This is a genomic window from Massilia sp. Se16.2.3, assembly GCF_014171595.1.
In the GTDB taxonomy this organism is placed as follows: domain Bacteria; phylum Pseudomonadota; class Gammaproteobacteria; order Burkholderiales; family Burkholderiaceae_D; genus Telluria.
Genome location: NZ_CP050451.1, coordinates 5,225,195 through 5,243,134 on the forward strand (window position 1 = coordinate 5,225,195; position 17,940 = coordinate 5,243,134).

14 protein-coding genes and 1 pseudogene are annotated in these 17,940 nt (G+C 65.7%); 13 read left to right on the plus strand and 2 right to left on the minus strand.

From position 1 onward, the window contains the following. The first annotated feature begins 10 nt into the window (after positions 1 to 10). From G4G31_RS23965 to G4G31_RS23980, 4 genes and pseudogenes are all read left to right on the plus strand, one after another. The gene (locus G4G31_RS23965) at positions 11 to 853 is read left to right on the plus strand and encodes a phytanoyl-CoA dioxygenase family protein (RefSeq protein ID WP_182989690.1); all 843 of its coding nucleotides are present in this window, start codon (positions 11 to 13) and stop codon (positions 851 to 853) included. Positions 854 to 1,678: 825 nt separating this feature from the next. After that, positions 1,679 to 2,953, plus strand: a complete 1,275-nt coding sequence (locus tag G4G31_RS23970; RefSeq protein WP_182989691.1) for a glucan 1,4-alpha-maltotetraohydrolase domain-containing protein — start codon at positions 1,679 to 1,681, stop codon at positions 2,951 to 2,953. 425 nt (positions 2,954 to 3,378) lie between these two features. Next, positions 3,379 to 4,288, plus strand: a pseudogene (locus tag G4G31_RS23975) (serine hydrolase domain-containing protein); the annotation flags it as partial. A gap of 153 nt (positions 4,289 to 4,441) precedes the next feature. Then, on the plus strand, positions 4,442 to 4,654 hold the full coding sequence (locus tag G4G31_RS23980; protein ID WP_182989693.1) for a hypothetical protein: 213 nt from the start codon (positions 4,442 to 4,444) through the stop codon (positions 4,652 to 4,654). 55 nt (positions 4,655 to 4,709) lie between these two features. Here the strand turns inward: G4G31_RS23980 and G4G31_RS23985 are convergent, their stop codons facing one another. Both G4G31_RS23985 and G4G31_RS23990 read right to left on the minus strand, forming a co-directional pair. Next, positions 4,710 to 5,414, minus strand: coding sequence for an anti-sigma factor domain-containing protein (locus G4G31_RS23985; RefSeq protein WP_182989694.1), 705 nt, complete (start codon positions 5,412 to 5,414; stop codon positions 4,710 to 4,712). After that, a complete protein-coding gene (locus tag G4G31_RS23990; RefSeq protein ID WP_229425222.1) occupies positions 5,411 to 5,998 on the minus strand; it encodes a sigma-70 family RNA polymerase sigma factor in 588 nt (195 codons plus the stop codon). The genes G4G31_RS23985 and G4G31_RS23990 overlap by 4 nt, the downstream gene beginning before the upstream one ends. A gap of 242 nt (positions 5,999 to 6,240) precedes the next feature. On the opposite strand from G4G31_RS23990, the gene G4G31_RS23995 reads away from it, so the two are divergent. The 9 genes from G4G31_RS23995 (at position 6,241) to G4G31_RS24035 (ending at position 17,939) form a co-directional block, all read left to right on the plus strand. Then, positions 6,241 to 7,656 carry a DUF4331 domain-containing protein gene (locus tag G4G31_RS23995; RefSeq protein WP_308621927.1) on the plus strand — a complete coding sequence of 472 codons (1,416 nt, stop codon included), beginning with the start codon at positions 6,241 to 6,243 and terminating at the stop codon, positions 7,654 to 7,656. A 91-nt stretch (positions 7,657 to 7,747) separates the two neighbouring features. After that, positions 7,748 to 8,020 (plus strand): hypothetical protein, encoded by a 273-nt coding sequence (locus G4G31_RS24000; protein WP_182989695.1) that lies wholly within the window; start codon positions 7,748 to 7,750, stop codon positions 8,018 to 8,020. Positions 8,021 to 8,168: 148 nt separating this feature from the next. Further along, the gene (locus G4G31_RS24005; RefSeq protein WP_182989696.1) at positions 8,169 to 8,807 is read left to right on the plus strand and encodes a hypothetical protein; all 639 of its coding nucleotides are present in this window, start codon (positions 8,169 to 8,171) and stop codon (positions 8,805 to 8,807) included. After that, entirely contained in the window at positions 8,723 to 9,250 is a 528-nt protein-coding gene (locus G4G31_RS24010) for a hypothetical protein (RefSeq protein ID WP_182989697.1), read from the plus strand. Before G4G31_RS24005 ends, G4G31_RS24010 begins: the two co-directional genes overlap by 85 nt. A 227-nt stretch (positions 9,251 to 9,477) precedes the next feature. Next, positions 9,478 to 10,374 carry a HupE/UreJ family protein gene (locus tag G4G31_RS24015; protein ID WP_308621930.1) on the plus strand — a complete coding sequence of 299 codons (897 nt, stop codon included), beginning with the start codon at positions 9,478 to 9,480 and terminating at the stop codon, positions 10,372 to 10,374. Positions 10,375 to 10,492: 118 nt separating this feature from the next. Then, positions 10,493 to 12,898, plus strand: a complete 2,406-nt coding sequence (locus G4G31_RS24020; RefSeq protein WP_182989698.1) for a M1 family metallopeptidase — start codon at positions 10,493 to 10,495, stop codon at positions 12,896 to 12,898. 111 nt (positions 12,899 to 13,009) lie between these two features. Next, complete coding sequence (locus G4G31_RS24025) at positions 13,010 to 15,409, plus strand: M1 family metallopeptidase (protein WP_182989699.1); 2,400 nt, start codon at positions 13,010 to 13,012, stop codon at positions 15,407 to 15,409. Continuing rightward, entirely contained in the window at positions 15,406 to 15,900 is a 495-nt protein-coding gene (locus G4G31_RS24030) for a DUF6702 family protein (protein WP_182989700.1), read from the plus strand. Before G4G31_RS24025 ends, G4G31_RS24030 begins: the two co-directional genes overlap by 4 nt. Positions 15,901 to 15,908: 8 nt before the next feature. Further along, complete coding sequence (locus tag G4G31_RS24035) at positions 15,909 to 17,939, plus strand: TonB-dependent receptor (RefSeq protein WP_229425223.1); 2,031 nt, start codon at positions 15,909 to 15,911, stop codon at positions 17,937 to 17,939. Position 17,940: the final 1 nt, after the last annotated feature.

Sequence of the window (17,940 nt, forward strand, 5' to 3'; positions counted from 1 at the left end):
TGCCACGCCCATGCTCACTCTCGAACAGCGCCAGCAGTACCAACGCGACGGCTTCATCGTCCTTCCCGGTTTCAAGGATGCAGGGGCGATTGCCGCCCTGCGCCGCCGTGCCGAGGAAATCGTCGAGGCCTTCGACCCCAGCCAGTCGCGCGCCATCTTCACCACGCGCGACCAGGAGCGCGCCAGCGACGACTGGTTCCTCGGCTCGGACAACACGGTGCGCTGCTTTTTTGAAGAAGAAGCCTTTGGCCCTGACGGCCAGCTGCGCCAGGCCAAGGCACTGTCGATCAACAAGATCGGCCATGCCATGCACGACCTCGACCCGGTCTTCTCCCACTTCACGCGCGACCCGAAGCTGGCCGCCGTGGCGCGCGATCTCGGCCTGGCCGAATCGCAGGTCTGGCAGTCGATGTACATTTTTAAACAGCCCGGCATCGGCGGCGAAGTGCGCTGGCACCAGGACGCCACCTTCTTCGACACGACACCGATCAGCGTGACCACCTTCTGGTTCGCGCTGGAAGACGCCACGGTCGACAATGGCTGCCTGTGGGCGGAACCGGGCGGGCATCGCGGCCCCTTGCGCGAGCGTTTCCTGCGCGACGGCGACCGGGTCACGATGGAAAAGCTCGATGCCACGCCCTGGCCGGATGACAGTACCGCCGTGTCGCTGGAAGCCGAAGCGGGGACGCTGGTCTGCTTCCATGGGCTGCTGCCGCATTACAGCGCGCCGAACCGCTCGCCCGTGTCGCGCCATGCGTTCACCCTGCATGCGACCGATGCGCGCACCGCGTATTCGGCACGCAACTGGATCCAGCGCGATGCCGGCTTTCCGGTGCGGGGATTCGTCCTCTAAGGCAGGGGCAGCGGGGCTACATGCACGACATCTGGATTTTTCTTGGCGCACTCTGCTTCGTAGTTGTCTTCAGCATACGCGACGTCAAGCGGGCCAACGGCATGCGCTGCGCAACGCAGCCGGCCAATGCGCCCGCTGCGCAACGCCGCTGCGGCCCTGGTTTCTCCGGCACATTCCCTACCGCTACTCGAAAATTCGATCGGCCAGCAAAGTCGAGGTTTGTGTCCCCTGTTACGCGCGCTACCGGTGACACCGCCGCCTGTTCTGGATCGGCGTTGCACTCTCGCCGGTGGCGATGATCGGGCTGCTCAAGCTGTTCGGCTAGTAGGGCGAACTGCTGGGGTCAGGTCTGACATTCAGACACGGCCTCATCCATAACCGGGGCGAACTGCTGGGGTCAGGTCTGACATTCAGACACGGCCTCATCCATAACCGGTGTCCGAGGCGCATGCGCATACTGCCGCGGGCCGTTCCGACATCACCGTCCGCATTCCTCAACAAGTCATTGCCTCCAGCATGAGCGTAAGCGCAGAGCTCGTGTCCGAATGTCAGACCTGACCCCAGCCTTTGGGCATGAGCGTAAGCGCAGAGCTCGTGTCCGAATGTCAGACCTGACCCCAGCCTTTGGGTACTCCACTTGATGTAGCAAAACTACTCCACGCGACCCGAATTCGATTGACAGCAGTGCCCGGTTAACGGAATCCTTCCTGTCAGTGCGATGGTCTTTTGTTATTTGAAATTGGAAATAGTAGTTTTAATACGATCGCCACGCACACAACAGAGCCATTACTTGGCCGTCAAAATCGTTACTCATCGGAGGAGACCATGAAGACCTTACCACCGCTTTCGGCCCTGCTTGCCGCCGCCCTGTGCACCATGTCCGTCCAGGCACAGGCTGCCACCCCACCCGCCCAGGCCGGCAACAGCCAGGCCGTCCTGCTGCAGGGCTTTCACTGGAAATCGTCCAGCTATGCCAACCCGAACTGGTACAACACCCTGCAAGGCAATGTCGCCGACCTGAAGACGATGGGCTTTACCCACGTCTGGTTCCCGCCGCCATCGGACTCGGCCGCGGCGGAAGGCTACCTGCCGCGCCAGCTCAACAATTTGAACTCGCGCTATGGCAGTTCGGCCGAACTGACCAATGTGGTGCGCGCCTTTACCAACAACGGCATCAAGGCGATTGCCGACGTGGTCGTGAACCACCGCGTCGGCAATACCGGCTGGTCCGACCTGAGCAACCCGAACTGGACCACCCATGCGATCGTCAACAACGATGAATGCAATTGCGGCCTGGGCAATCCCGACACGGGTCCGGGCTTCAACGCTGGCCGCGACCTCGACCACAAGAATGTCGGCGAAGTCCAGAACGGCATCGTCAACTGGCTCAACTACACGATCAAGCCGGTCGGCTTTTCCGGCCTGCGCTTCGATTACGTCAAGGGCTTCGGCGCCAATTTCGTCGGCCAGTACGCGAATGCCTTCAATGCCGAGTTCTGCGTCGGCGAGCTGTGGAACGACCTGGACCTGAACAACATCGACGCCCACCGCCAGGGCATCATGAACTGGATCAATGGCACCAACAACAGCTGCGGCGCCTTCGATTTCACGACCAAGGGCCTGCTCAACGACGCGCTGGCAAACGGCAATTACTGGCGCCTGAAGGATGCCGCCGGCAAGCCGCAGGGCGCGATGGGCTGGTGGCCGGCGATGGCGGTGACCTTCGTCGACAACCACGATACCGGGCCGTCGGAATCGTGCGGCGTCGGCCAGAACCACTGGCCCGTGCCCTGCGGCGCGGTGATGCAGGGCTACGCTTATATCCTCAGCCATCCGGGTATTCCGACCGTCTACTATCCGCACATCTATAACTGGAACCTGAAGTCGGGCATTGCCGCGTTGATGAAGGCGCGCAAGACGGCCGGCGTGCATTCGACCTCGCCGGTCGCCATCCAGCAGGCCACGCAGGGCCTGTACGCGGCGATCATCACCGGCACGACGCGCCAGCTGGCCATGAAGATCGGCCCGAACAACTGGAGCCCGGGTACCGGCTGGACGCTGCAGACGTCGGGAACGAACTACGCGGTGTGGATGAAGTAAAAGAGCCTGCCGAGGCGAAGCGCGAGACATACAGATATTCGCGGAGTTGATCGAACTGGTGCGCACCCCGCGCACCAGTAATCACTCAGCAGTTAAACCATGCCTCCGTAAAAACAGAAACTAAAATACCTATTACTAACATTTCGGTAGAACAAGTATCGGATAATGAGGGCTCATCCAATGTAACTATTCCGGAGGAAGCGATGTTCCAGAAAGCCCGTCATCCCGCACTGCCCCAGCGCCCACACATCCATGCCTTGCGCGCGCTGGCCCAGGCCAGCGCCCTGCTGGCCGCGTTGACGGTCTTCGGCGCAGCGCCCGCCTCCGCCGGAACGAACGGCGACATCGCCCGCATCGAAAACGGCCTGCGTCCCGTGGTGGCGCTGGCCGGCGCGCCGGTCGTCACCAAAACGCTGGCCGAGGAAATGCAGCGCCTGCACGTGCCGGGCGTGAGCGTCGCGGTCATCCGCGATGGCAAGATCGCGTGGGCGAAGGGCTTCGGCGTCGCCTACGCGAACGGCCCCGCCGTCACCCCGAAAACGCTGTTCCAGGCCGCCTCGATCAGCAAACCCGTCACCGCCCTGGCCACGCTGCGGATGGTCGAGTCAGGGGAGCTCTCGCTCGACGCCGACATCAACACCCTGCTGAAGGACTGGAAGCTGCCGGCAGCCGACGGCAGCAACGCGACGGTCACCGTGCGCCAGCTGCTCTCGCATACGGCGGGCACGAGCGTGTCGGGCTTCCCCGGCTATGCCGCCGGCAAGCCGGTACCGACGCTGCGCCAGGTGCTCGATGGCACCGCGCCCGCGAACACGAAGCCGGTGCGCGTCGACAGCGCGCCAGGCGCCGACTTCCGCTATTCCGGCGGCGGCTACACGGTGCTGCAGCAGGCGCTGATCGACCGCAGCGGCCGGCCTTTCGACGCGCTGCTGCAGGACAGCGTCCTCAAGCCCGTCGGCATGGGCGACAGCCGCTTCGCCCAGCCGCTGCCGGCCGGCCGCCCTGCTCGCGCGCGCCGCCCTGCCGCACGACCGCAATGGCCAGGCCTACGAGGGTGGTGCCTACACCTATCCCGAACTGGCCGCGGCCGGCCTCTGGACCACGCCCACCGACCTGGCGAAGTTCGCACTGGCACTGCAGCGCGCCGCCCTCGGCAAGGACAAGCGCCTGCTGTCGAAGGAGACGGCGCGCACGATGCTGCGCCCGGTCCAGAACGGCTATGCACTCGGACTGGCAACGGACGGCACAGGCACCACAGCTTCGTTCGAACATGGCGGCAGCAACATGGGCTACCAGAACACGCTGTTCGCCTATACCGAACACGGCGACGGTGCCGTGGTCATGACGAATGGCGACGCCGGCGCCGAACTGGCGCAAAGCGTGATCCGGGCAATCTCCGCCGAGTACAAATGGCCCAGCTACCAGACCAGGGTACGCAAGGCGATCGCGCTCGATGGCGCCCGCCGTGCCGCGCTGCCAGGGCGTTACGTGACCCGCGAGATCGGCGACTTCGTCATCGAAGAACGTGATGGCCAGCTGATGATCGCGCTGCGCACGGGCCAGTACGAGCCCTTGTATGCCGAGTCGCCCGAGCAGCTGTTCGTGCTCTCGCGCGAAGCCGACCTGCACTTTGCGGCGGACGCGAAAAGCGGACGCCTGGTCTCGGGCGCCTTCGACATCGCCTTCACGCGCGCGGACTGAACCCGGCTACCCGGGAGGCAGCGGCGGGATCGGACACGCATCCCGCCGGCCGGATTTACATCAGGCGCACCCAGCCGCCCTTGTAGAGGATCGGGCCGCTCGGGCCTTGCGGATTCGGCGAGCCGCCGGCCGGTTCCAGGCTGACCGCGAGCAGGGCCACGTCGGCGCCGATGGCGTTGCCGGCCAGCGGCAGGGTCAGCTCGCGTCCGCGCCCGAGCACACCGAGCGAACGGGGCGCGCCCCGGCGCGGCACGGCCCACAGCTGCAGTACCTGGTTCGGCGTCAGCGGCGCCGCCGCCAGCACGCGCACGCGCAGCAGCCGGGCCTCACGGTCGGCGGTCACCACCAGTGCCGCCTGCGCCTGTTCGTCGATCAGGGTGGCGACATCGCTGACGGCCGGCCGCCCGGCTTCGTGGCGCGTCACCGTCACCAGCAGCAGCGTGGCCACCGCCGAGGCGGAAACGGCCAGCGTGCGCCAGAACGCCAGCGAGCCATTGCGCCAGAACTGCCACGCCGGCACCGCCGGCTGCAGGTCGAGGCGGCGTTCGATCGCCTGCCGGACGCGTGCATCCGGCTGCACCGGCGTGACGAATTCGGCCATGGCGCCGAGCCGCTCGCGCCATTCGCCGACCGTGCGGCGCAGGGCGGCGTCGCCGTGCATCAGGCCTTCGAAACGGCGGCGTGCACGTCCCTTGAGCGTACCAAGCACATACTCGGCAGCCAGCCGCTCGCGCAGCGGCTCGTTTCCTCGCAGGTTCATGCCAGCCCCTTTCCGCTCAGGCAGCCATGCAGGCGCGCCAGACTACGGCGGATCCAGGTCTTCACCGTGCCGATCGGCAGCGCCAGCTGCTGCGCCACGTCGCTGTGCGACAGGTCATGGAAAAACGCCATGCCCAGCACGCGCCGGTGCTTTTCCTCGAGCGCCGCCATGCAGTTGGCCAGGGCCTTTGCCTCGCTGCTCATCTGCAGGGCCTCGATCGGCGTGGCAGCCGGGTCGCGCATGGCCGCCAGCACATCCGCGTCGAACCCTTCGCCGTCGATATCGACCTCCTGGCGCGTGCGCCGCAACAGGTCGAAGGCCTTGTTGCGCACGATCGTCGTCATCCAGGTCATGGGCGCGGCCAGGGCGCCATCGTAATCGCGGGCGCTGTTCCAGATCGAGACGAAGCTGTCCTGCAGCACCTCCTCGGCCAGCTCGCGGCGGCGCAGGATGCGTAGCGCCAGGCCATACAGCCGCGGCGCGCTGGCGTCGTAGAGGGAACGAAAGGCGGCAGCATCGCGACGCGCGGCGCCAAGCAGCCATGTGCGCAGTTGAACCGGATCTGGTTGGGTTGCAGTGCTCAATGCTTGCCTGGGCAGGAAAGTGGATAAAAGTGCCGTCGCACAACGGCAGCGACCTTAGCATATTTACGGCCAAACCATGCCAAAAAATATGTTGAATCCGACATGCATCCGGCTGCGTACAAGCCTGGGTAGCCCCGCCACGCAAATGGCATCGCCACTTCTCCCTGGAAGCGCGTGACCGGGGCTGCCTTCTGCTTCACACGACGTGAAACACGCACACCCAATAACAACCGGAGAATGACATGGGCAAGTTGAAGAGCAAGCGTTTCTGGGCCGCCGCACTGGCTTCGGGATCGGTCGTCATGGGACTGGCCGCACCGGCCGGGGCCTCCAGCCACCGCGAGGCACCGTTCCTGACCAACGCACCGAAAGTGGACGGCACCGATTTCTACATGTTCCGCAGCTATGCCCCGGGACGGGCCGGCTTCGTGACGATGATCGCGAACTACACGCCCTTCCAGGACCCGCAGGGCGGACCGAATTTCTACCAGTTCGACCAGAACGCGCTGTACGAAATCCATGTCGACAACAATGGCGATGCCAAGGAAGACATCAGCTTCCAGATCCGTTTCAAGAACGCGTCGAAGCGCACTGCGCTCAACATCGGCGGCAAGCAGGTCCTGATCCCCCTGATCAACTCCTCGACCATCAGCGGCGTCAACCCGGCGGCCCTCAACGTGCGCGAAACCTATACGGTCGACATGGTGCGCGGCGACCGCCGCGGCGGTACCCGTACCCGCCTGGCCGGCACCAACGGCGCGACCGAATTCGACAAGCCAGTCGACAACATCGGCGAAAAGGTCTTCGGCGGCGCCGGCGGCTATGAAACCTATGCCAACCAGCACATCTACGACATCGCCATTCCCGGCTGCGGCACCGGCCGCGTGTTCGTCGGCCAGCGCAAGGAGCCCTTCTATATCGCGGTCGGCAAGATCTTCGACCTGTTCAACATGAACCCGCTGGGGCCCGAGTCCGGCGGCAACCGCAACGACCTCGAAAACAAGAACGTCAGCTCGATCGCCCTCGAGCTGCCGGTCGGCTGCCTGGTGGCGGCCGGCGAACCGGTGATTGGTGCCTATACCACCGCCAGCATGCGCCAGGCGCGCCTGATCAACCCGGCCCCGGCGTCGGGCATCAACAGCGCGGTCAAGGAAGGCGGTTCCTGGGCCCAGGTATCGCGCCTCGGCATGCCGCTGGTGAACGAAGTCATCATCGGCATGGACGACAAGGACCGTTTCAATACGTCGAAACCGAAGGATGACGGCCAGTTCGCCACTTACGTCACCAACCCGGTGCTGCCGACCGTCGTGGAAAGCCTGTTCCCGTCGGCCAAGGCGCCGGCGAATTTCCCGCGCACCGACCTGGTCACGGCCTTCCTGAAGGGTCTGCCGGGCGTGAACCAGCCGAAAAACGTGGTGGCGTCCGAGATGCTGCGCCTGAACACCGCCATCGAGCCGACCGCGCAGGCATCGCAGAATCCACTCGGCGTGGCGGCCGGCGACAACGCGGGCTTCCCGAACGGCCGCCGTCCGGCGGACGACATCGTCGACGTCTCGCTGCGGGTGGCGATGGGCGCCCTGTGCGTGCTGACCGGTAGCGGCGACGCGCTCGGCGTCGGCTGCAAGCCGACCGACGCCCCGCCGGCGGCCTGCCGCTGACCGATGGCGTGCGCAAGGATGCGACGGCCTTCAAGCCCGCCTTCCCTTACCTGAACACGCCGCTGCCCGGCAATCAATGAGGAGCATCGCCATGTCCCACTATCGATCCTTGCCGCGGCTGGCGGCGGTCACCATCGCGCTGGCGCTGTCGCTGTCGGGCTGCGGCGGCAGCAATCACACCGTCACCTTGCCGGCCCCGCCGCCGACGGGCACCGTGCCGCCGCCCGCCACGGGCGACAGCTTCTTCGCCACCGTCTACGCCAAGGCGATTCAGCTGCTCGACAACGATGAGCCGGTGGCGATCGACCAGATCGCCGAGACCAGGCCGGACAACACGGAACCCGAACCGGTTCCTGCCGGCTGAACCCGGCCGCCGGCGCAGGAACGCATCCCTGCGCCGGTTTCAAAGGAGATGTCTTGTACCCGTCCATCCTTCTGTTGTGTGCGCTGGTGGCGCCGCTGCTGTTCCAGGCCGCGGGGCGACCCCGCACATTCCCCCACGCGGCGACCAGGTGCTGGAACGCCTGCCCGCGCGCACCGACCCGGTCCAGCGCGAGCTGCTGCGCCTGCGCGCCAGCCTGAGCGCCAACCCGGCCGACATGAGGCTGGCCACGACGCTGGCGCGGCGCTACATCGAACAGGCGCGCCACGAAGGCGACCCGCGCTACCTCGGCTATGCCCAGGCGGCGCTGGCACCGTGGTGGGCCCGGCCGGAACCACCCGCGCCGGTGCTGGTGCTGCGCGCCACGCTGCGCCAGAGCACCCATCAATTCCGCGCGGCCCTGCGCGACCTCGACTTGCTGGTCAAGCGCGATTCCGATGACGCCCAGGCCTGGCTGACCCGCGCGACCGTCCAGCAGGTGATCGGCGAGCACGACGCGGCCTGGGCGAGCTGCATGCGCCTGTATTCGCGCGCGCCCGAACTGGTCGTGCAGACCTGCCTGGCGGCCGTGGGCAGCTCAGCGGCCAGGGCCGCGCCAGCTACGACCGGCTCCGGCAGGCGCTGGCCGAACGTCCCGATGCCCCGGCGCCGATCCGCGTCTGGGTCGAGACCCTGCTGGCCGAGATGGCCGCGCGCCTGGGTGACGCCGCAGCCGCCGAGCGCCACTTCCGCGCCGCGCTGGCGCTCGATGCCGAAGACAGCTATCTGATAGGCGCCTGGGCCGACTTCCTGCTCGACGCCGGCCGCGCAGGCGAGGCGGCGCGCCTGCTGCAGGACCGGACGCGCGCCGATGCGCTGCTGCTCCGCTACGCGATTGCCCTGAAAAAGCTGGGCGACGCCGATGCGGCGCGCCAGGGCGCCGTGCTGGCCGCCCGTTTCGACGCCGCCGCACGGCGCGGCGACACCGTCCACCAGCGCGAGCAGGCCCGTTTCGAACTGGCCGTGCGCGGCGACGCCGCGGCTGCCGTACGCCTGGCCAGGCTGAACTGGGCCGTCCAGAAGGAGCCGGCCGACCTGCGTATCCTGGCCGAGGCGGCGCTGGCATCAAGCGATCCTGAAGCGGCGCGCCAGGTGCGCGACTGGCTGGCCCGCAGCGCGCTCGAAGACCGCACGCTAGCCTCCGCGTGGACGCAGCCGGAGCCGCGCCGATGAACCGTCCCCCTCTTTCCTGCTCGCGCTGCTCCTCCTATGCGCGGCGCCGGCACAGGCGCACAAGGCCAGCGACAGCTACCTCAGCCTGCGGGTGCAGGACGCGCGCATCGAAGGCCAGTGGGACATCGCCCTGCGCGACCTCGAGATGGCCGTGGGCCTGGACGGCAATGGCGACGGCGCCCTGACACGGGACGAGGTACGGGGCCGCCACCAGGCGATCGCCGCCTATGCCCCCCTCTCGCCTGGCACTGGCAAACGAGGACCGGGCCTGCCCCCTGCGCGTCACCGGCCACCTGGTCGACGAACACACCGATGGCGCCTACGCGGTAGTGAAGTTCGACGCCGCCTGCGCCGCCACGGTCACGCAACTGGCGGTGGATTACCGCCTGCTGTTCGACATCGACCCGCAGCACAAGGGATTGCTGCGTTTGGAGCACGCGAGCGGCGCCTCGAGCGCGATCTTCGGCCCCGACAGCGCGCACCAGATCCTGTCTGTACGCGACGCCCCGCGCTGGCGCCAGTTCGGCGACTATGTCCGCCACGGCGTCTGGCATATCTGGATCGGCTTCGATCACATCCTGTTCCTGCTGTCGCTGCTGCTGCCGACCGTGCTGGTCCATCGCGGCGGCGCCTGGGAAGGCCGTGCCACCTTCCGCGCCGCCACGCTGGAAGTGCTGCGCATCGTCACCGCCTTCACGCTGGCGCATTCGCTGACGCTGACCCTGGCCGCGCTCGGGGTGCTGTCCCTGCCCTCGCGCCTGGTCGAATCGGCAATTGCCGCCTCGGTCATCCTGGCCGCCCTCAACAACCTGTGGCCGCTGCTGCAGCGTGCCCGCGCCGTGGTCGCCTTTGCATTCGGCCTGATCCACGGCTTCGGCTTTGCCAGCGTGCTGGCCGACCTGGGCTTGCCGCCAGGCGCGCTGGCGCTGTCGCTGGTGGGCTTCAACGTGGGTGTCGAACTGGGCCAGCTGGCCATCGTCGCCCTGTTCCTGCCGCTGGCTTACCTGCTGCGCAACGGGACGTTCTACCGCCGCGTGCTCATGGCCGGCGGCTCGGTGGCGATCATCCTGCTGGCGACGGTGTGGCTGGCCGAGCGCGCGCTCGATTTGAAGCTGATGACATGAACGGGGCGTGGCGTCCCTGGCGACCCATGTATCAGCTTTTTTACAAATCCGGATGGAGCTTGCTTGATAGATGCCATTAGAATACTTTCTCCAAATTAAAACTAAAAACAGGGGAAACATGATCCGTTTGCCAATCGCCCTGGCGGCGCTGTGCCTCAGCGTGTCCGCTTTCGCAGCCGACCCTTTCGACGACAAATTCCGCCAGCTCGACGAACTGCTGCCGACCCCGACGACGATCCGCACGGCTTCCGGCGCACCGGGCCACGCCTACTGGCAGCAACGGGCGGACTACACGATCCGCGCCACGCTCGACGAGGCGAACCGTTCGATCCGGGCCGCCGAGACGGTCACCTACCACAATAATTCCCCCGACACCCTGCACTACCTGTGGGTGCAGCTCGACCAGAACATCTACAAGCCCAATTCCGACGCCCGCATGTCGGCCACCTCGGTCGCGCGCGAAGCCTGGGTCAAGCCGCGCAGTCCGGAAGAAGGCATGAAGTTCGACGCCATGCGCACCACGCTCGAAGGCCTGACCTTCGAGGGCGGCTTCAACATCACGGCCGTCAAGGCGGGCGGACGCAACCTGCCTTTTGTCATCAACCGCACGATGATGCGCATCGACCTGCCGCAGCCGCTGAAACCCGGCCAGCGCTTCTCGTTCAACGTCGAATGGAACTACAAGATCAACGAGCAGAAGGTGCTCGGCGGCCGCTCGGGCTACGAGAAGTTCGACGAGGACAAGAACGACCTGTTCGAGATCGCCCAGTGGTTCCCGCGCATGGCGGCCTATTACGACACCTACGGCTGGCAGCACAAGCAGTTCCTCGGCGCCGGCGAATTCACGCTCGAATTCGGCGACTACGACGTCGAGCTGACGGTGCCCTCGGACCATATCGTCGCTTCCACCGGCACCCTGCAGAACCCGGGTGCCGTGCTCACGGGCGCGCAGCGCGAGCGCCTCGAGCGCGCCCGGACGGCGAAAAAGCCGGTGCTCATCGTGACGCAGGCGGAAGCGGAAAGCGCGGAGAAGGCGCGCGCCGGCATCAAGGGCGGCACCAAGACCTGGCACTTCAAGGCGAAAAACGTGCGCGACTTCGCGTTCGCCTCGAGCCGCAAGTTCATCTGGGATGCCCAGGGCATCAAGAGCGGCGACACAAGCGTGATGGCCATGTCCTACTACCCGAAGGAAGGCAACCCGCTGTGGGAGAAGTACTCGACCCAGGCGATCGTCCACACCATCGAGCAGTACAGCAAATACTCCTTCGACTACCCCTACCCGACTGCGATTTCCGTGAACGGCCCGGTAGGCGGCATGGAATACCCGATGATCTCGTTTAACGGCCCGCGTCCGACCAAGGACAAGAAGACCGGCGAGATCACCTATGGCAAGCGCACCAAGTACAGCCTGATCGGCGTGATCATCCACGAGGTAGGCCACAACTACTTCCCGATGATCGTCAACTCGGACGAGCGCCAGTGGACCTGGATGGACGAGGGCATCAACTCCTTCGTGCAGACCCTGGCCCAGGAAGCCTGGGAAGAGAACTGGCCGGAGATGCGCGGCGAGCCGCGCCTGATCACCGACTACATGAAGAGCCGTAACCAGGTGCCGATCATGACCAATTCCGAGTCGGTGCTGCAGTTCGGGAACAACGCCTATGCCAAGCCGGCCGCCGCGCTGACCGTGCTGCGCGAGACGGTGCTGGGGCGCGACCTGTTCGACTTCGCCTTCAAGGAATACGCCCAGCGCTGGAAATTCAAGCGTCCGACCCCGGCCGACTTCTTCCGCACGATGGAAGACGCCTCCGGCACGGACCTCGACTGGTTCTGGCGCGGCTGGTTCTACGGCACCGACCCGGTGGACGTGAGCATCGACGGGATCAGCGAGTACACCGTCAGCACGCAAAATCCGGAAATCGAAAAGGCCTGGCGCCGCAAGTTGCGCGAGGCCGAACCGACTTCGCTCTCGGACCAGCGCAACAAGGGCATGCCGCGCCGCGTCGATGCGCATCCCGAGCTGAAGGACTTCTACAACGAGCACGACGAGTTCACTGTCACGAATGCCGACCGCAACAAGTTCAACGAGTCGCAGGAGAAGCTGGAAGACTGGGAAAAGGCCCTGCTGGCGTCGAACAAGCACCTCTACCTGGTCGACTTTTCGAATGTCGGCGGGCTGGTGACGCCGCTGGTGCTGGAGATCCAGCTCCAGAGCGGCAAGAAATACGTCGAGCGCATCCCGGCCGAAGTGTGGCGCTACTCGCCGAAGAAGATCACGAAGCTGATCGTCACCGACGAGCCGATGGTCGGCCTGACGCACGACCCGTATTGGGAAACGGCCGATATCGACCAGAGCAACAACGCCTGGCCACGCAAGGCCACGCCCTCGCGCCTGGAACTGTTCAAGAGCGAGCCGCCGGGCAACGACCTGATGAAGGACTTCAACACCAAGCTGAAGACCAAGGAAGAAAAGGATGCCGCGGCCGAGCAGCCGAAGAAGGAAGCGGCGCCGACCGTGCAATGATTGCGCTGTGAGCCCTTCGTAGGGTGGACGGGAGACCCGTCCACCCTGCAGCCGGTGGTTGCGCTGATCGTGCCGCCACCGGTTTCGTCGTCTAAACCAAATAGCACAGAAATGATCTTCCAGCACCTCGCGCGTCCGCTTCTCCTCGGCTTCGCGCTGACATTGACCCTGTCCACCCACGCCGCCGACAAGTTCGACGACAAGTTCCGCCAGCTCGACGAATTGCTGCCCACGCCCGGCATCACCCGCACCGCTTCGGGCGCGCCGGGCCACGCCTACTGGCAGCAGCGCGCCGACTATCGGCTGCGTGCCACGCTCGACGAAGGCCGCCGCGCCGTCAGCGGCAGTGGCACCATCACTTACCACAACAATTCGCCCGATACCCTGTCCTACCTGTGGGTGCAGCTGGACCAGAACATGTTCCGGGCCGATTCCGACAACCGCAAGATCGCCACCATCCCTTCGCGCGAATCCTGGCAAAAGACGGGTGCCGACGGCGTCAAGTTCGACGCCCTGCGCAGCAATTTCGACAGCCGCGCCTTCGAGGGCGGCGTCACGGTCACCAGCGTGAAAGGTACCGACGGCCGTCCGCTCGCCCACGCCATCAATGGCACCATGATGCGCATCGACCTGCCCCGGCCCTTGACGAGCGGCGCGCGCGTGTCCTTCGACCTCGCATGGCGCTTCAACATCCCGGAAGCGAACATCGTCGGCCGCCGCATGGGCTACGAGCGCTTCGACAAGGAAGACCGGAACGACATTTTTGAAATCGCCCAGTGGTTCCCGCGCATGGCGGCCTATTACGATGCCGCCGGCTGGCAGAACAAGCAGTACCTGGGCGACGGCGAATTCACGCTCGAATTCGGCGACTACGATGTCGAGCTGACGGTACCAGCGGACCATATCGTCGCCGCTACCGGCACCCTGCAGAACCCGGGCGCGGTCTTGAGCGCCGCCCAGCGCGAGCGCCTCGAGCGCGCCCGCACGGCGAAAAAGCCGGTGCTCATCGTCACGCAAGCGGAAGCGGAAGCCGCCGAAAAGGCGCGCGCAGGCGCGAACGGCGCCACCAGAACCTGGCGCTTCAGGGCCGACAACGTGCGCGACTTCGCCTTTGCCTCCAGCCGCAAGTTCATCTGGGACGCCCAGGGCGTCAGGAGCGGCGACAGCACGGTGCTGGCCATGTCCTACTATCCGAAGGAAGGCAACCCACTGTGGGAGAAGTATTCGACCCAGGCCGTCATCCACACCATCGAGCAGTACAACAAGTACGCCTTCGACTATCCGTACCCGGTCGCCATTTCCGTCAACGGCCCGGTGGGCGGCATGGAATACCCGATGATCTCGTTTAACGGCGGACGCCCGACAAAAGACAAGAAGACGGGCGAATTGACGTATTCGAAGGCGACCAAATATGGCCTGATCGGCGTGATCATCCACGAGGTCGGCCACAACTACTATCCGATGATCGTCAATTCGGACGAGCGCCAGTGGACCTGGATGGACGAGGGCCTGAACTCCTTCCTCGAGTACCTGGCCGAGCAGGCCTGGGAAGACGGCTTTCCTTCGCGCCGCGGCGAGCCGCGCGCCATCGTCGACTACATGAAGAGCCGCAACCAGACGCCGATCATGACCAATTCCGAATCGGTCCTGCAGCGCGGCCCGAACGCCTACGGCAAGCCGGCCACCGCCCTGAACATCCTGCGCGAGACGGTGCTGGGGCGCGAACTGTTCGACTTCGCTTTCAAGGAATACGGCCGCCGCTGGAAGTTCAAGCGGCCCACGCCGGCGGACCTGTTCCGCACCATGGAAGACGCCTCCGGCACGGACCTCGACTGGTTCTGGCGCGGCTGGTTCTACACGACCGACCCGGTGGATGTGAGCATCGACGGCATCAGCGAGTACACCGTCAGTACGCAGAATCCGGAGCTCGAGAAGGCCTGGCGCCGCAAGCTGCGCGATGCCGAACCGCTGTCCATCAGCGACCAGCGCAACAAGGGCATGCCGCGCCGCGTCGATGCGCATCCGGAACTGAAGGACTTCTACAACGAACACGACGAATTCACCGTCACGAATGCCGACCGCAACAAGTTCAACGCGTCGCAGGACAAGCTGGAAGACTGGGAAAAGGCCCTGCTGGCATCGAACAAGCACCTGTACCTGGTCGACTTCTCGAACGTCGGCGGCCTGGTGACGCCGCTGGTGCTGGAAATCGAACTCCAGAGCGGCAAGAAGTACGTCGAGCGCATCCCGGCCGAAGTGTGGCGCTACTCGCCGAAGAAGATCACGAAGCTGCTTGTCCTCGATGAGCCAATGGTGGGGTTGACCCAGGACCCGTATTGGGAAACGGCCGACATCGACCAGGGCAACAATGCCTGGCCGCGCAAGGTGACGCCGTCGCGCCTGGAATTGTTCAAGACCCAGCCGCCTGGGAACGACCTGATGAAGGATTTCAATGCGCCCATGAAGAAGCCGGAAGCAGCGACGACCCCGCCGGCAAAGGTCGCGCCATGAGCACCGGCCGCTTCAAGGCGCTGGTCGCCGCCACCCTGCTGGTCGCCAGCGCGCTGGTGTCGGCGCACCGCTTCCACGCCGGGATCACGGACATGTCGTTCAACGCGCGCAGCGGCAGTACCGAGATCGTGCACACCTACATGGCGCACGACGTCGAGGCCCTGCTGGCCAACCTGTACGGTCGCCAATTCGACCTGTCAGATCCCGAAGACCAGGACGTGCTGCGCAAGTATGTCGAGCCGCGCTTCTGGCTGCAGGGGCAGGACAAGGCACGCCTGAACACGCGCTGGGTCGGCATGACGATCGACGCCGAGCGCGTCGTCATCTACCAGGAGATGGAACATACCCCGCTATGGAAGGCCAGCGTCGTCCACGATGCCGTGCTGGTCGACTTCCTGCCCGACCAGGTCAACACCGTCAACCTCGACGAGGGTAACGGCGTGCGCACCCTCACCTTCAACCGTACTGTCACCGAGCAGCCGGCGCGCTGACACCGACCGTGCCGAATCTCCGCTGCCTTCCCTGCGCATTGGCTGCGCTGCTTGCCTGCCCCGTCCAGGCCGACGACCTGGTGCTGCAGCGGGTGCTGGTCGAAGGTTCGCGCATGAGCCAGCTCGGCATCGCGGAATCCGCCAATGCCGGCACGGTCAGCCAGAAGGAACTGGCCGCGCGCACGGCCTACCGCCCCGGCGAAATGCTCGAAGCGATGCCCGGCCTGATCGCCAGCCAGCACAGCGGCGAAGGCAAGGCCAACCAGTTCTACCTGCGCGGCTTCAATCTCGACCACGGCACCGATCTCGCCACCTCGGTCGACGGCATGCCGGTCAACCAGCGCAGCCACGCGCACGGCCAGGGCTGGACCGACGTGAATTTCCTGATTCCTGAACTGGTCGGCCGTCTCGACTACCGCAAGGGCCCGTATTCCGCGAGGAACGGCGACTTTTCGGCTGCCGGTAGCGCCGATGTCAGTTATGCCAGCCGCCTGGCGAAGAACATTGCCAACCTCACGCTGGGCGAGTACGGCCATGCGCGTGCCATGGTGGCCGGCTCGCCCGAGCTGGCCGGCGGTACCCTGCTGTATGCGCTCGAAGCGCTGCATAACGACGGCCCGTGGACGCGGCCGGACGACTACCGCAAGGTCAACGGCGTGCTGCGCTATAGCCGCGGCTACGCGAACAATGGCTGGAACGTGACGGCGATGGCTTACCGCGGCCGCTGGCACGCGAGCGACCAGATCCCGCTGCGCGCGGTCGATGCCGGCACGCTCGGTCGCTTCGATGCAATCGACGACACCGACGGCGGCAATGCGCGTCGATTCAGCCTGTCCGGCGCCTGGCGCCAGACCGGCAACGATGCGGCGACAAAGCTCAGCGCTTACCTGATCCGCAACCAGCTGGCGCTGTTCTCGAATTTCACCTACTTCCTGAACGACCCGGTGAACGGCGACCAGTTCGCCCAGCCGGACCGGCGCGTCACCTCGGGCCTCGACGCCAGTCACACCCTGCACCTGCACCGCGGCGAGACGATGGCTTCCGACCTGACCGTTGGCGCGCGTCTGCAGAACGACAACATCTTCAACGGCTTGTACGACACCCGCGCCCGTGCACGCCTGTCGACCACGCGCGAAGACCATATCGTCGAGACCAGTGGCGCCGTGTTCGTGGAGAGCGCGACACGCTGGAGCGAGGCCGTGCGCACGGTGGTGGGCCTGCGCGCCGACCGCTACCGCTTCGATGTCAGGAGCGACCGCGCCGCCAATTCGGGCCGCGCCGGCGACACCCAGGTGAGCCCCTCGTTCAGCCTGATCCTCGCGCCCCTTCCCGCGACCGAGTTCTACCTGAATGTTGGCCACGGCTTTCACAGCAACGACGCGCGCGGCACGGTGGCAAGGATCGATCCGGCCAGCGGCGACCCGCTGGAACGCGCCCCGGGACTGGTGCGCGCACGCGGCATGGAACTGGGCCTGCGTACCGAAGCCATCCCGCGCATGCAGACGGCGCTGTCGCTGTATCGCCTCGATATCGCCTCGGAACTGACCTACATCGGCGACGCCGGCACGACCGAGGCGGGCGAGGCCAGCCGCCGCACCGGCGTCGAGTTCTCGAACTACTGGAAGCCTTGGAAGTGGCTGTCGCTGGACCTGGACGCGGCCTTTGCCCGGGCACGTTCACGCTCGGGCGCACGCATACCGGGCGCGGTGGAAGGCGTCGGCCAGCTGGCCCTGACGCTGGGCAAACTCGGCCCCTGGTCGGGAGCCCTGCGCCTGCGCTACTTCGGCCCGCGCCCGCTGGTCGAGGACAACAGCGTGCGCTCGCATGCCAGCACCACGCTCAACGGCCGCATCGGCTACCGGATCGGCAAGGACATGCAGCTCGAACTGGAAGGCTTCAACCTGGCCAACCGGCGCGATTCCGCCATCGACTACTACTATGCCTCGCAGCTGGCGGGCGAGGCCGCGCCGCGCGAGGACATCCATTTCCATCCGATCGAGCCGCGCAGCCTGCGCCTCTCCGTCACCAAAACCTGGTAGG